11 protein-coding genes are annotated in these 12872 nt (G+C 71.4%); 8 read left to right on the top strand and 3 right to left on the bottom strand.

The features are described from left to right. Window positions 1-20 precede the first annotated feature (20 nt). The 7 genes from FV227_RS01665 to FV227_RS01635 all read left to right on the top strand — a co-directional run bounded on the left by FV227_RS01665 (window position 21) and on the right by FV227_RS01635 (window position 6632). Entirely contained in the window at window positions 21-485 is a 465-nt protein-coding gene (locus FV227_RS01665) for a hypothetical protein (RefSeq protein WP_147858171.1), read from the top strand. Window positions 486-651: 166 nt separating this feature from the next. Further along, on the top strand, window positions 652-1365 hold the full coding sequence (gene rpiA, locus FV227_RS01660; RefSeq protein WP_147858170.1) for a ribose-5-phosphate isomerase RpiA: 714 nt from the start codon (window positions 652-654) through the stop codon (window positions 1363-1365). Window positions 1366-1439: 74 nt separating this feature from the next. After that, complete coding sequence (locus FV227_RS01655; protein ID WP_147858169.1) at window positions 1440-2021, top strand: DUF2059 domain-containing protein; 582 nt, start codon at window positions 1440-1442, stop codon at window positions 2019-2021. Between the two features lie 79 nt (window positions 2022-2100). Further along, entirely contained in the window at window positions 2101-3288 is a 1188-nt protein-coding gene (locus tag FV227_RS01650) for an O-antigen ligase family protein (protein WP_147858168.1), read from the top strand. Further along, window positions 3285-4670, top strand: coding sequence for a glutathione-disulfide reductase (gene gor / locus FV227_RS01645; RefSeq protein WP_147729471.1), 1386 nt, complete (start codon window positions 3285-3287; stop codon window positions 4668-4670). The genes FV227_RS01650 and gor overlap by 4 nt, the downstream gene beginning before the upstream one ends. Before the next feature lie 55 nt (window positions 4671-4725). After that, window positions 4726-5094 carry an RNA polymerase sigma factor region1.1 domain-containing protein gene (locus FV227_RS01640; protein WP_147842866.1) on the top strand — a complete coding sequence of 123 codons (369 nt, stop codon included), beginning with the start codon at window positions 4726-4728 and terminating at the stop codon, window positions 5092-5094. A 155-nt stretch (window positions 5095-5249) separates the two neighbouring features. After that, entirely contained in the window at window positions 5250-6632 is a 1383-nt protein-coding gene (locus FV227_RS01635; RefSeq protein WP_147727864.1) for a 3-deoxy-7-phosphoheptulonate synthase class II, read from the top strand. 59 nt (window positions 6633-6691) lie between these two features. Here FV227_RS01635 and FV227_RS01630 read toward each other — a convergent pair whose 3' ends face one another. After that, window positions 6692-9514 carry an EAL domain-containing protein gene (locus tag FV227_RS01630; RefSeq protein WP_246686351.1) on the bottom strand — a complete coding sequence of 941 codons (2823 nt, stop codon included), beginning with the start codon at window positions 9512-9514 and terminating at the stop codon, window positions 6692-6694. Window positions 9515-9794: 280 nt separating this feature from the next. On the opposite strand from FV227_RS01630, the gene FV227_RS01625 reads away from it, so the two are divergent. Next, a complete protein-coding gene (locus FV227_RS01625; protein WP_348642513.1) occupies window positions 9795-10184 on the top strand; it encodes a plastocyanin in 390 nt (129 codons plus the stop codon). Window positions 10185-10190: 6 nt separating this feature from the next. On the opposite strand, the gene FV227_RS01620 is transcribed toward FV227_RS01625, so the two are convergent. After that, the gene (locus tag FV227_RS01620; protein WP_147727862.1) at window positions 10191-11465 is read right to left on the bottom strand and encodes an efflux RND transporter periplasmic adaptor subunit; all 1275 of its coding nucleotides are present in this window, start codon (window positions 11463-11465) and stop codon (window positions 10191-10193) included. A 110-nt stretch (window positions 11466-11575) separates the two neighbouring features. Then, window positions 11576-12826 (bottom strand): gephyrin-like molybdotransferase Glp, encoded by a 1251-nt coding sequence (gene glp, locus FV227_RS01615; protein ID WP_147858166.1) that lies wholly within the window; start codon window positions 12824-12826, stop codon window positions 11576-11578. Window positions 12827-12872 lie beyond the last annotated feature (46 nt).

The following is a 12872-nucleotide window of genomic DNA, read 5'->3' as shown; positions in this document are numbered from 1 at the left end:
CACACCCTCCGGGACCCCCCATGAAACTCCCTCTGCTCGCCCTCGGCCTCGGCCTGCTCGCGCCGGGTACCGCCGCCGCCGCCTCGTTCGAGTTCGTTCCGGCGCCCCAGGCCGACCTCAACCGCATGTATCGGGTCGACAAGGTCACCGGCGAGGTCACCTCGTGCCAATACGGCTTGCAGGAAGGCGCCGGCGGCATCGGCCTCACGGTCTGCTTCGCGGCCGGCGAGGGCGCCGGTGCGCAGCCCCCGTCGGAATATGGGCTCGTGGCGACGCGCCACACCCGGGAGGCGGGCGTGTTCCGGGTGAACTACCGCACCGGCGAGATGAGCATCTGCTTCGTGCTGGTGAAGAAGGAGCAGGTCGTCTGCACCCAGCAGACCAACCCGTCGGCCGAGGGGGCCGCCGAGGCGCCGCTCGTTGGCAGCGTCCCGGGCCGGGCCGGCGCGAGCGCGACGCCGCCGCAGGGCGGCAGCCGGTTCTGACGAAGCCGGATCCCACCGGGGGGATCGTCATCCGAATACCGGTCTCGGCCGGTACCGCGGCTTCCCGGCGCGACGGCGGCCATGCTAGGGCGTGCCGCATCCCAACGGGACGGACCGGCACCCTGCGCATGCATCCTTTCGTGAGACCCGACGGCGGGACGTCGTCGTGAGCGGCCCGGACCTGCGCCGCGCGGCCGCCGCCCGCGCCCTCGATCTCGTCGAGCCCGGAATGCGGCTCGGCCTCGGCACCGGATCGACGGCGGCGGCCTTCGTCGCGTTGCTCGGCGCAGGGGTTCGCGACGGCCTCGACGTCGTCGGCGTCCCGACCTCCGAGGCGACCCACGCGGCGGCGACGCGGGAAGGCATCCGCCTCGCGACGCTGGAGGAACTGCCCGAGCTCGACCTGACGATCGACGGGGCCGACGAGGTCGATGCCGATCTCCGGCTGATCAAGGGCGGGGGCGCGGCGCTGCTGCGCGAGAAGATCGTCGCCTGCGCCAGCCGCCGCATGGTGGTGATCGCCGATGCCGCCAAGCGCGTCGGGACGCTCGGCGCCTTCCCGCTGCCGATCGAGGTCAACGTCTTCGGCCTCACGGCGACCCGGCGCGCCGTCGAGGCGGCGATCGCGCGCGCCGGCTGCACGGGTGCGGTCGCGCTGCGCATGGCCCCCGGCGGCGCGCCGCTCACGACCGACGGCGGCCACCACATCCTCGACGCGCGCCTTGGGCGGATCGCCGATCCCGAGCGGCTGTCGGCGCTGCTCTGGTCGGTGCCTGGCGTGGTCGAGCACGGCCTGTTCCTCGGGATCGCCACCGCGGCCATCCTCGCCGAGGACCGCGACGGGCAGGCCGAGATCACCGTGATCGGCAGCCTCGCATAGCTGCATCAGCGCGCCCGACGGCGCCCCGGCGACGGCCTCGGATGCCGGCGCCGGCTCTTCCCCTCGCTTCAGGAATGCCCGGAATGCCCGTCCTCTCCCGCCGCCTCTTCCCCGTGCTGGTCGCGGCCCTAGTCGCCGCTGCGCCCGGCCTCGCCCAGGCCCAGAAGGCTGCGCCTCAGAAGCCCGCCGCGACGCCGGCCGCGCCCGCCGCCCCGGCCACGCGCGGCGCCCCGACGATCGGCGCCAACCATCTCGCGCTCGCCCGCGAGGTGATGCTCAATTCCGGCATCGCGCGCTCGTTCGACTCGATCATTCCGGCCTTCGCCGAGCAGATCAAGCAGCAGACCGTCACCCGCCCCGAGCTGAGCAAGGATCTCGACGAGGTGCTGCAGGGCCTCAACCCCGAGATGGAGCTGCAGAAGCAGCGCATCATCGACACCGCGGCGCGAATCTACGCGAACAAGCTGAGCGAAGCCGAGCTGCAGGACATCGCGGCGTTCTTCCGCTCGCCCGCCGGCAAGCGCTACGTCGAGACCCAGCCTCAGATCCTCGACGAGATGGTGCAGGCGATGCAGACCTGGACCCAGGAAGTCTCGGAATACGTCATGGTCCGCGTGCGCGCCGAGATGGGCAAGCGCGGGCACCAGCTCCAGTAGGCGCACGAATCGACCGCGCGGCCGGCCCGTGTCCCCGTCCCGACGTCTTTATGCAGCGGGCGCCGTCGCGCTCGCCGTGATGCCCCTGGCGATGGCGCTGGCCAACCGGTCGAGCCCCCTCGTCGTCGCCATCGCGGCCGTGCTGTTCCTGGCCGGGCGCTGCGTCGAGGATGCCGGCGCGGTCCCGCGCCGCCTCGTCCCGCCGCTCGCGACGCCGGTCGGCCTCGCCGCGCTGGCGTTCCTCGCCTGGTGCGCGCTCACCCTGGCCTGGACGCCGTTCCCCGCGCTGTCGCTGCGGATGGCCGGCGAGTTCCTGCCGACGCTCGTCGCTGCCTACCTCCTCGTCCGCCTCGCGCCGGGGCGCATCCCGGCCTTCGCGGCTCCGCTCGCGGCGGCGATGGTGGTGCTCGCCGGGCTGACCATCGCCGTCGGCCTCGCCACCGGCCTGCCGCTGCAGCGCGCGCTCGGTCAGCGGGTGGCGGAATTCGTCTACAACCGCCCGGCGCTGACCCTCGCCGTCGTCGCCGGTCCGCTCGCCCTGGTGCTGTGGCGGCAGGGCCGGCGGGTTCTCGCCCTCGTCGCCTTGGCCTTCGCGGCCCTCGGCATCCTGCGCTCGGTGAGCGGAGCCGCCGCCATGGGGCTGATCGCCGGCGGGGCGATGTTCGCCCTCGCGCGGCTCGTGCCGGGCCGGCTCGCCGTCGGCGTGGCCGGGCTGAGCCTCGGCCTCGCGGTGGCGCTGGCGCCGGTGGAGGGCGACCTGCTCGATCGCTTCATGCCGGAGGCCGCGCACGAGCGGCTGGTGCATTCCTCGTCGCGCGCCCGCGTCGCCATCGCCCGCAGCTTCGGCGCCGCGGTCGCGGCGGATCCGTGGGTCGGGGCGGGCTTCGGCACCTCCGCCCGCTTCGCCGAGACGCCGGTGGCCCAACGCCTCGATCCCGAGATGCGCACGCTTCTGGCGGTCGGCCATCCGCACAACGCGTTCCTTCAGGTCTGGGCCGAGCTCGGCGTCGTCGGCGCCGTGCTCGTGGCGGCCGTCTCGATGCTGATGCTCGCGCCGGTTGCGGGTTCGGATTCGGCCGAGCGCGCGACGGCGCTCGCCCTGATCGCGGCGGCGGCGGCCATCGCCTTGGTCGAGCACAACACCTGGGCGGCGTGGTGGACCGCCGGCCTCGGCGCTGCCATCACCTGGCTGCGCGATGCCGGGCACCGCACCGCGCAGGCACCCCTTCCCCGGCCCTCGGCCGCGCCCGATCGGACCCCGTCATGACCGACACCTACGACGTCGACCTGTTCGTCATCGGCGGCGGCTCGGGCGGCGTTCGCGCCGCGCGGATCGCGGCCGGCTACGGCGCCCGCGTGACCATGGCGGAAGAGTACCGCGTCGGCGGCACCTGCGTGATCCGCGGCTGCGTGCCGAAGAAGCTGATGGTCTATGCCGGTCGCTTCGCCGACGAATTCGAGGACGCCGCCGGGTTCGGCTGGACCGTCGAGGCACCGCGCTTCGACTGGAGCGTCCTGAAGCGGAGGCGCGACGCCGAGGTGACCCGGCTCGAAGGGATCTACGACGCCAACCTGATCCGCGCCGGGGTCACGGTGGTGCCGGAGCGCGCCGTGATCGAGGACGCGCACACGATCCGCCTCATCGGCAGCGGCGCGCGCGTGACCGCCAAGGTGATCCTGGTGGCGGTCGGCGCCCATCCGGTGAAGGAACCGGCGGTGCCGGGCGCCGAGCTGGCGATCACCTCGAACGAGGTGTTCGAGCTGGAGACGCTGCCCGAGCGCATCCTGGTGATCGGCGGCGGCTACATCGCCGTCGAGTTCGCCGGCGTGTTCGCGGCCCTGGGCAGCCGGACGACGCTGCTCCATCGCGGCGACAGGCTGCTGCGCGGCTTCGACGACGAGATCCGCGACGCGCTCGGCGAAGCCTACGCCAGGCGGATGTCGCTCAAGCTCGGGCGCACCCTCGCGAAGCTCGAGCGCGTCGCGGGCGGGATCGCCGCGACGCTGGACGACGGCGAGACGATCACGGTCGACCAGGTGCTGATCGCGACCGGCCGGCGCCCGAACGTCGGCGGGCTCGGCCTCGACCGCGTTGGGATCGAGACCGACGCCGCCGGCGCGATCCCGGTCGACGCCTACTCGCGGACCGCGGTGCCCTCCATCTACGCGGTCGGCGACGTCACCAATCGCGCCAACCTCACGCCGATCGCGATCCGCGAGGGCCACGCCTTCGCCGACACGGTGTTCGGCGAGAAGCCGGCCTGCGTCGACCACCGCCTGATCCCGACCGCGGTGTTCTCGACCCCGGAGATCGGCGTCGTCGGCCACAACGAGGACACCGCCCGCGCGATCTTCGGCAAGATCGACGTGTTCAAGGCGAGCTTCCGGCCGATGAAGGCGACGCTGTCGGGACGCGACGAGAAGATCCTGATGAAGGTGCTGGTCGACTGCGCCAGCGACAAGGTCGTGGGCGTCCACATCTTCGGGCACGATGCCGGCGAGATCATCCAGGCGGTCGGCATCGCGGTGACCATGGGCGCGACGAAGGCCGATTTCGACCGCACCATCGCGGTGCACCCGACCGCGTCCGAGGAACTGGTCACCATGCGGGTCCCGCAGGTGACCAAGCATCCCGTCGCCGTCGGCTGACGATCCCGGTCGCGCCGGGTCTCGACGGCGCGGTTTCACGAGCCATATCCGATCGATGGGCAAGAAAGACTCCGGCAAGAAAGACCCCGGCAAGCGCGAGCCGGGCAAGGCCGGCCCGGCCGAGCCGGTGCCGACGGCCGGCGACGCGCAGGCGCGGCGTCAGCGCGTGATCGACGGCCTCCTGGCCGACGCGCTCCGGCCAGCTTTCACCACCACCCTGCCGAGCCGGGACGCGCTGGCGCCCGACATCCAGGGCGCGATCGAGGCGCTGCTCACGAAGGCGGCGGCCCGGCGCAGCCGCTGCCTGACCTACGAGGACCTGGAGGAGGCGCTTCCGCCCCGGGACGTCTCGGCGGAGGACCTGGAAGCGATCTTCTGGATCCTGGCCGAGCACGGCATCGAGGTCGAGGACGGCGAAGGCTGATCTTCGCGGAGGCGGATACGGGACCTGACCCCCGATCCGCCCTGGCCTGCGCCGGCCTCATCTCGCTCCCCGGAAAAAAGCACTCTATAAGCCGCGCTTCGCGCCAGGATTCGGCGTGGAGGAAAGATCGCCGCACGGTGCGGGGGAGTTGTGTGATGGGCGAGCGTTGGACACCGAAGACATGGCGTGACCTGCCGATTCAGCAGGTGCCGGCCTATCCGGATCCGGCCGCCCTCGAAGCGGTCGAGGCCCAGCTCGCGAGCTTCCCGCCCCTGGTCTTCGCCGGCGAGGCGCGCAAGCTCAAGACGGCGCTCGCGCGCGTCTCCACCGGGCAGGCCTTCCTGCTTCAGGGCGGCGATTGCGCCGAGAGCTTCGACGAGCATTCGGCCGACAACATCCGCGATTTCTTCCGCGTGTTCCTGCAGATGGCACTGGTGCTGACCTTCGCCGGCGCGTCGCCGGTGGTGAAGGTCGGGCGCATCGCTGGGCAGTTCGCCAAGCCGCGCTCCTCGCCGACCGAGACGCTCGACGGCGTGAGCCTGCCGAGCTACCGCGGCGATATCGTCAACGGCCTGACCTTCACGGACGAGGCGCGCATCCCGGACCCGCGCCGGCAGCTCGAGGCGTACCGGCAGTCGGCGGCGACGCTCAACCTGCTGCGCGCCTTCGCGACCGGTGGCTACGCCAACCTCGAGAACTCGCACCGCTGGATGCTGGGCTTCGTCAAGGACAGCCCGCAATCGTCCCGCTACGCCGACGTCGCCGAGCGGATGACGGAGGCGCTCGACTTCATGCGCGCCATCGGGATCAATCCCGAGACGCACCAGGAGGTGCGGACCACCGACTTCTATACCAGCCACGAGGCGCTGCTGCTCGGCTACGAGGAGGCGATGACCCGCGTCGATTCGACGACCGGCGATTGGTACGCCACGTCGGGCCACATGCTGTGGATCGGCGACCGGACGCGCCAGCCCGATCACGCCCACGTCGAGTACGCCCGAGGCATCTGCAACCCGATCGGCCTGAAGTGCGGGCCGTCGATGGAGGCCGACGGCCTGATCCGGCTCGTCGACAAGCTGAATCCCGGCAACGAGGCCGGTCGGCTCAGCCTGATCTGCCGGTTCGGGGCGGACAAGGTCGGCGAGCATCTTCCGCGCCTGGTTCGCGCGATCGAGCGCGAGGGGCGCAGCGTCGTGTGGGTCTGCGATCCGATGCACGGCAACACGATCTCGGCCGGCCGCTACAAGACGCGCCCGTTCGAGCGGGTGATGCAGGAGATCGAGGGCTTCTTCGGCGTCCATTCCGCCGAAGGCACCATCCCGGGCGGCATCCACCTGGAGATGACCGGCAAGGACGTGACCGAATGCACGGGCGGCGCCCGCGCGCTGACGGCCGACGACCTCCAGGATCGCTACCACACCTACTGCGACCCGCGCCTCAACGCGGAGCAGGCCCTGGAAGTGGCGTTCCGCACGGCCGAGCTGGTCAAGCGCGGCCGGACGGTGATCGAACGCCCGCGCCTCGACGCGGCGGAGTAGGACCGCCGGTCCGCGACTCGACCGATCGAATCCACGTCGGCCGAACCGGGCGGCGTGGATCAGGCGATCGCCCGCGCCGCGCCGTTCCAACGGGTGATCAGGGCGGGCAGCTCGACCGAGGGAACCGGTCGGCTGAACAGGTAGCCCTGGACCTCGTCGCAGCCCTCGGCTCGCAGCTTGGACAGCTGCGCCTCGGTCTCGACGCCCTCGGCCGTCGTGGTCATCCGCAGGCTGGCGCCCAGGCCGATCACCGCACGGACGATGAACTCGGTCCCGTTCTCGGCGCACAGGTCACGCACGAAGGATTGGTCGATCTTGATCTTGTCGAAGGGGAAGCTGCGCAGGTAGCTCAAGCTCGAGTAGCCGGTGCCGAAATCGTCCATCGAGACGCGGGCGCCGAGCATCTTGAGATTGTGCAGGATCGCCGTCGTCGCGCCGGGGTTGGCGACCAGCACCGATTCGGTGATCTCCAATTCGAGGTGCTGGCCGGGCAGGCCGGTGCGCTGCAGGGCCTCGCGCACGGCGGTGATCAGGCTCGCGGAGGTGAATTGCACCGCCGAGACGTTCACGGCGACCTTCAGGCCCTCGGGCCAGCGGGCGGCCTCCTCGCAGGCGCGGTGCAGCACCCATTCGCCCAGCGGCACGATCAGGCCGAGCTCCTCGGCGACGGGGATGAACTCGACCGGCGACACCCATCCGCGCACCGGGTGGTTCCAGCGCAGCAGCGCCTCGAAGCCGCAGATCCGGTCGGCGTTGAGGCAGTAGATCGGCTGGTAGTGGACCTCGAAGGCTTCGTTGGCGACCGCCTCGCGCAGGTCGACCTCGAACAGCCGGCGTGCCTGCAGGCGCGCATCCATCTCCGGCTCGAAGAACCGGAACGATCCGCGGGCGTCGACCTTCGACCGCGCCAGCGCGACGTCGGCGTTCATCAGGAGCTTCTCGCAGCTCGTGCCGTCGTAAGGCGCCAGGGTGATCCCGAGGGTGACGCCGAGGGTCACCGTGTGGCTCGACAGGACGAAAGGCGCGCCCAGCACCTCGACGAGGCGGCGGGCGAGCACGGCGGCATCCTCGGCGGTGTCGATCCCGCGCTGCAGGATCGCGAACTCGTCGCTGCCGAGGCGGGCGCAGCTGTCGATCTCGCGGATGCAGGCGCCGATCCGGTTGGCCGCCGCCTGCAGCAGCTCGTCGCCGACCACGTGGCCGAGGGTGTCGTTCACCGGCCGGAAATCGTCGAGATCGAGGCAGAACACGGCAAAGCCGGTGCCGCGCCCGGCCTGCGCGATCGCGGCGTCGACCTGCTCGCTGAACAGGATCCGGTTCGGCAGGCCGGTGAGGGTGTCGTGGTGGGCGAGATAGGCGATCCGCGCCTCGGCCTGGCGCCGCTCGGTCACGTCGTCGTAGGTCGCGACGAAGCCGCCATCGGCGGTCATCCGCTGCTCGATGGCGACGACCCGGCCGTTGGCGAGTTCCTGGAAATGGGTGCGCTGGCGGCTCGTCCCGAAGATGCAGGCGGCCTCGCGCAGCATATCGGCGAGGGTCGAGCCCGGATGGTGGCCGGCGCCGAGGCTGCATTGGAGCACCGCTTCGGCCGACATGCCCGGCACGACCGAACCGGGCGGCAGGTTGTAGATCTCGGCGTAGCGCCGGTTCACCACCATCAGGCGGTGGTCGGCATCGTACAGGCACAGGCCCTGGCTCATGTTGTCGAGCGCCGCGTCGAGGCGCAGGTTCGTCTGCGTGAGCCCGGCCTCCTGCTCCTTCAGGACGCTGATGTCGCTGCACACGGCGACGAACCCGCCCTCCTGCGTGGCGCTGCGGCTGACGCGCAACCAGCGGCCGTCGGCGAGCAGAACCTCGCCGTCGCGCGACAGGGTCCGCGCGCAGTCGATCATCGGGGCCGGCGCGTCGATCTCGCCGTTGGCGAGCGCGATCACCGACGATCCGACCTCGACGGCCGAGCGCAGGCCGCTGAAGAACTCCAGCGCCTGGGCGTTGGCCAGAGCGATCCGCCCGTGGGCGTCGACGACCACGACGCCTTCGCGCGAGCTTTGGAGCGCGTCGGCCAGCAGTGCCTCGGCGGAGCGGCGCTGGCTGACCTCGCGCTCCATCATCGCCTGGATGTTGTCGCGCATGGTCGCCATGGCCCGCAGGAGCGCACCCAGCTCGTCGCGGCCGCCGGTCGGCACCGCGTCGTCGAGGCGGCCGGCCGCGATCCGCTCTGCGACCGCCGAGGCCGAGGCGAGCGGGCCGATGATCCGGCGGTTCAGCAGGTAGGCGACGAAGCCGGACAGGATCAGCGCCACCGCCATCGCGATCACGTTGAAGCGGATCTCCTGCGCGACGACGGTCCGGGCGGTCTGGCGGAAGACGAAACCGTCGCCGGCGGTATAGTTGACCAGAAGCTCGATCTGCCCGTCGACGATGCCGGCCTGGCGGTCGAGGGCGTCCCAGGCGGCGCTCTTGCCGGTCGATCCGTCGAGGCCGTGGCGCATCGACTCCCAGAGCTCCACGCCCTCCTGGACAGCCTTGGCCGAACGGATCACACGGTCGGATTGCGAGCGCTCGACGGCGATCCCGAGGTCGTCGGAGAGCGTCGCGGCGAACTCGTTGATTTCGGCATCGAGCTTGGAGGCGGCCGCCGGATCGCCGGTCACCATGCGCCGGGCGAAGGCCGAGCGCATCTTGGCGAAGTCCGCTGCCGCGGCCCGCGCGTAATTGATCGACATCAGCGATTCGTCGTAGGTGCGGTTGACGAGCTCGCCCGCATCCTGAAGGCCCCGGATCGCGTAGAGACCGAGCGCGCCGGTGATCAGGCTCATGGTCAGGAACGCCAGGAGGATCCGGCCACGGATGGTCACCCGCGCATCCACCATGCGCGGCATCCCGCTCGTTGCCGAGCGTGGCCTCCTATTCGGTCCGGTCCCATTCCATCGCATCGAGACGTAGCTTTTTTCTGCCCGCGCTCGGCCAAGTTAAATGCGAAATGTTAAGGCGCCATTAGCCGGTGCGCCGCGTATCGGCGGCTGGATCGGGCACCGAGGCTCGTACCGAAGCCCGATGCAACGCTGCAGTTACGTTGTGGAGCACGCGAAAGCCGCCGTCGACATCAGCAGAATCTTAACCACGGCCGCGCAACCATGAGGCGTGATCTTCGAGGACGCCATGCCCAACCTCAGGGAATCGGTGATCGGCCGCGCGAGCCCACGCTCGGCCCCACGCTCCGTCGCCGGCACGGCGGTGGCGCTGGTCGCGGGCGTTCTGGCAGGCATGGCCTTCGTCGGCCGGCTGGAAGCGAGCGGTCACCTCGTGTCGCAGAAGGGCCGGGCGTTCCAGCCCAACAGCCTCGTCGTCACCCGCGGCGACACGATCACCATCGTCAACGACGACAGCGACCTGCTCCACCACATCTACATCGAGTCGGACGCCTTCAACTTCGATTCCGGCGATCAGGTCCCGGGCAGCCGCACGCCGGTGACGTTCGAGAAGAACGGCACCTTCCTCGTGCTGTGCGGCATCCACCCGAAGATGAAGCTCATCGTCCGGGTGAACTGAGCGCCCTCAGCGCGCCGCCGCCTGGACCGGCTTGGCCTCGCCGGGGCCGCCATCGCGCTTGATCCGCTGGCCGTCGCGAAGGTCGGCCGGCGGCCCGAGCACGATCCGCTCCTGCCCGGTCAGGCCCTGGTCGATCTCGATCGTCGTCCCGAAATCGCGCCGGATATGCACCGAGCGCCACTCGGCCCGGTCGTCGTCTCCGACGACCGCGACCTGGGTGCCCCCCTGGTTGAACACCAGGCCGTCGGCGGGAACGATCACCGCCGGCTCAGGACGTGGAATCTGCAGGGTCACGTAGACGTAGAGGCCGGCGCGCAGCGTCCCATCGGGGTTCGGCACGTCGACTTCCGTCGTCAGGGTGCGCGACGCGGTCAGCAGCGCCACCGAGCTGCGCTCGACCCGGCCCGAGAAGGTGCGGTCCGGAATCTGCGGCACCTTGATCGTGGCGACGACGCCCTTCCTGACGCCGATCGCCGCGTTCTGCGGCACGTTCACGCTGATGCGCAGGATGTCGTCGCGATCCATGCCGAGCAGCGCCGTGCCGCTGCCGTCGGCCTTCACCAGGTCGCCGACGTCGACGCTGCGGGTGGTGACGACCCCGTCGAAGGGGGCGACCACGTCCTTGAAGCTGGTGAGCGCCTTGAGGCGGTCGACGGTCGCGTCCTGCGCCTTGATGTTGGCCTCGGCGACCTTCACCCCGGCTTCCGCGGCCGCGAGGGAGGCGCCCTGGCTCAGCACGCCCGCCTGCGAGTTGTCCGCGTTCTGGCGCGAGGCCCAGCCCTGCGTCGCCAGCGTCGAGGTGCGGTTGTTGGTGAGGTTGGCGAGATTGACGTTGGCGCGCGCCTGGTCGACCTGCGCCTTCGCCTGAAGCAATTGCGCCCGCATCTGCCCGGCCTGCGCCTCGGCCTGAGCGAGTTGCTGGTCGAGCTCGGGCGCCGCGATCCGCAGCAGGATGTCGCCGGCCTTGACCCGCGACCCGATGTCGACGCGGCGCTCGGCGATGTAGCCGGTCGCGCGGGCGAAGATCGCGGCGCGGGCGAAGGCCTGGGTATCGCCGGGCAGGGTCAGGTCGACCGGCTTGTCGCTGCGCTCGACCGCGGCGACGCGCACGGCCGGCACGGTCTCCCGCACCTTGCGCTGCGTCTCCGTGGCGGCGGCGGACTGCTTCCAGTGCCCGTAGCCGCCCCAACCGAACAGGCCGGCCGCCACCAGGCCGACGAGGACGAACGGGCGCTTGCCCGGCGGCGGGGGAACGTCGCTGACCGCGGCGTGGGGCTTCATGATGCGCTCGCCTTCAACCGGCAGCAACGATGCCGATGCGACCTCGACGATAGCCGGCATCGCGCCTGGAGCCTAGCGGTTGCGGTGCCGCATCGCCGACGATCACGCCGTCACCACATCGCGGCAAAGGCGTGGAATGCCAGAAAGTCTCCCGGATCGATCCGGCCGAGATGGTCGGGCACGTCGGCGAAGCCGTCGCTGCCGGTGAGCGAGGTGATGGTGCCCGAGCCGCGTCGCGGGAACAGCGTCGCCTCGCAGGCCCCGTCGGCGGCTCGATGCACGCAGACGCGCAGGAACTCGCGCCGGCCCGGCTTTCGCGACAGCGCGAAGGCGGCCCGCATGGGCATGCCCCTGGGCTCCGTATGGACCGCGCCGCTGAGGCGATCGAGAAGGGGCCGGACGACGAAGGCGAGGGTGACGAAGGCCGCGACCGGATTGCCGGGCAACCCGACGAACGGCGTGCCGGCGACCACCCCCATGGCGACCGGGCGTCCGGGCTTGATCGCCAGCCGCCAGAACGCGAGCGATCCCGCGGCGGCGACCGCGTTCTTCACGTGATCCTCCTCGCCGACCGAGACGCCGCCCGAGGTGAGGATCAGGTCGTGCCCCTGCGCCGCCTCGCGCAGGCGTGCGGCGAGCACATCCGGGTCGTCGCGCAGGATGCCGAGGTCGCGGGCATCGGCCCCGAGCCGCCGCAGCAGCGCGATAAGCATCACGCGGTTGCTGTCGTGGATGCCGGACGCCGCGCGCGCGCCGCCGGGCTCCGTCAGCTCGTTTCCCGTGGAGAACACCGCGACGCGCAACGCCCGCCGCACGGGAATGGCGTCGCGTCCGATCGCGGCGGCGAGCGCCAGATCCTGCGGTCGCAGCCGACGGCCGGCGGGGATCGCGACGCTGCCTCGCGCGATGTCCTCGCCCGCCGGGCGACGATTGGCGCCGCGGACGATGCCGGACGGCAGCACGACGCCCGCGGGCGTGACCTCGACGTCCTCCTGCATGACCACCGTGTCGGCACCATCCGGCATCGCCGCGCCGGTGAAGATCCGGTCGGCGGCGCGCGCGGAAAGCGCCGACGGCGCGGCGCCGGCCGGCAGGCGCCCGCGGACCGGCAGCAGCGTCGATCCGGTCTCGGACAGGTCGGAGAAGCGCACCGCGTAACCGTCGACCGCCGAATTGTCGAAGGGCGGGACGTCGATCGCCGCCGAAACATCCTCGGCGGCGATGCGGCCGTCGGCCTGCGACAGCGGAACGGATTCCACGCCGGCCACCACGGGGAGCCGCGACAGGATCATCGCCGTCGCCTCGGCGACGGTCATCACCGGCACCGACGGATCGAAGCAGTCGTCGCTGAGGCGCGTCATCGTGCGCCGCGCCCGTGCCGCCCCTCTGGCGGTGCCGAACCGGATC

Origin of the sequence: Methylobacterium sp. WL119, assembly GCF_008039875.1 — a bacterium.
Lineage (GTDB): Bacteria > Pseudomonadota > Alphaproteobacteria > Rhizobiales > Beijerinckiaceae > Methylobacterium.
This window is presented reverse-complemented; position numbering and strand designations above follow the sequence as displayed.

Bases quoted from the DNA above. Each gene is read 5' to 3' on its own strand.
- FV227_RS01625 (WP_348642513.1), top strand. From the start codon at position 9,795: ATGCCCAACCTCAGGGAATCGGTGATCGGCCGCGCGAGCCCACGCTCG.
- FV227_RS01665 (WP_147858171.1), top strand. From the start codon at position 21: ATGAAACTCCCTCTGCTCGCCCTCGGCCTCGGCCTGCTCGCGCCGGGT.
- FV227_RS01630 (WP_246686351.1), bottom strand. From the start codon at position 9,514: ATGCCGCGCATGGTGGATGCGCGGGTGACCATCCGTGGCCGGATCCTC.
- FV227_RS01620 (WP_147727862.1), bottom strand. From the start codon at position 11,465: ATGAAGCCCCACGCCGCGGTCAGCGACGTTCCCCCGCCGCCGGGCAAG.
- FV227_RS01635 (WP_147727864.1), top strand. From the start codon at position 5,250: ATGGGCGAGCGTTGGACACCGAAGACATGGCGTGACCTGCCGATTCAG.
- gor (WP_147729471.1), top strand. From the start codon at position 3,285: ATGACCGACACCTACGACGTCGACCTGTTCGTCATCGGCGGCGGCTCG.
- FV227_RS01650 (WP_147858168.1), top strand. From the start codon at position 2,101: ATGCCCCTGGCGATGGCGCTGGCCAACCGGTCGAGCCCCCTCGTCGTC.
- FV227_RS01655 (WP_147858169.1), top strand. From the start codon at position 1,440: ATGCCCGGAATGCCCGTCCTCTCCCGCCGCCTCTTCCCCGTGCTGGTC.
- FV227_RS01640 (WP_147842866.1), top strand. From the start codon at position 4,726: ATGGGCAAGAAAGACTCCGGCAAGAAAGACCCCGGCAAGCGCGAGCCG.
- glp (WP_147858166.1), bottom strand. From the start codon at position 12,826: ATGACGCGCCTCAGCGACGACTGCTTCGATCCGTCGGTGCCGGTGATG.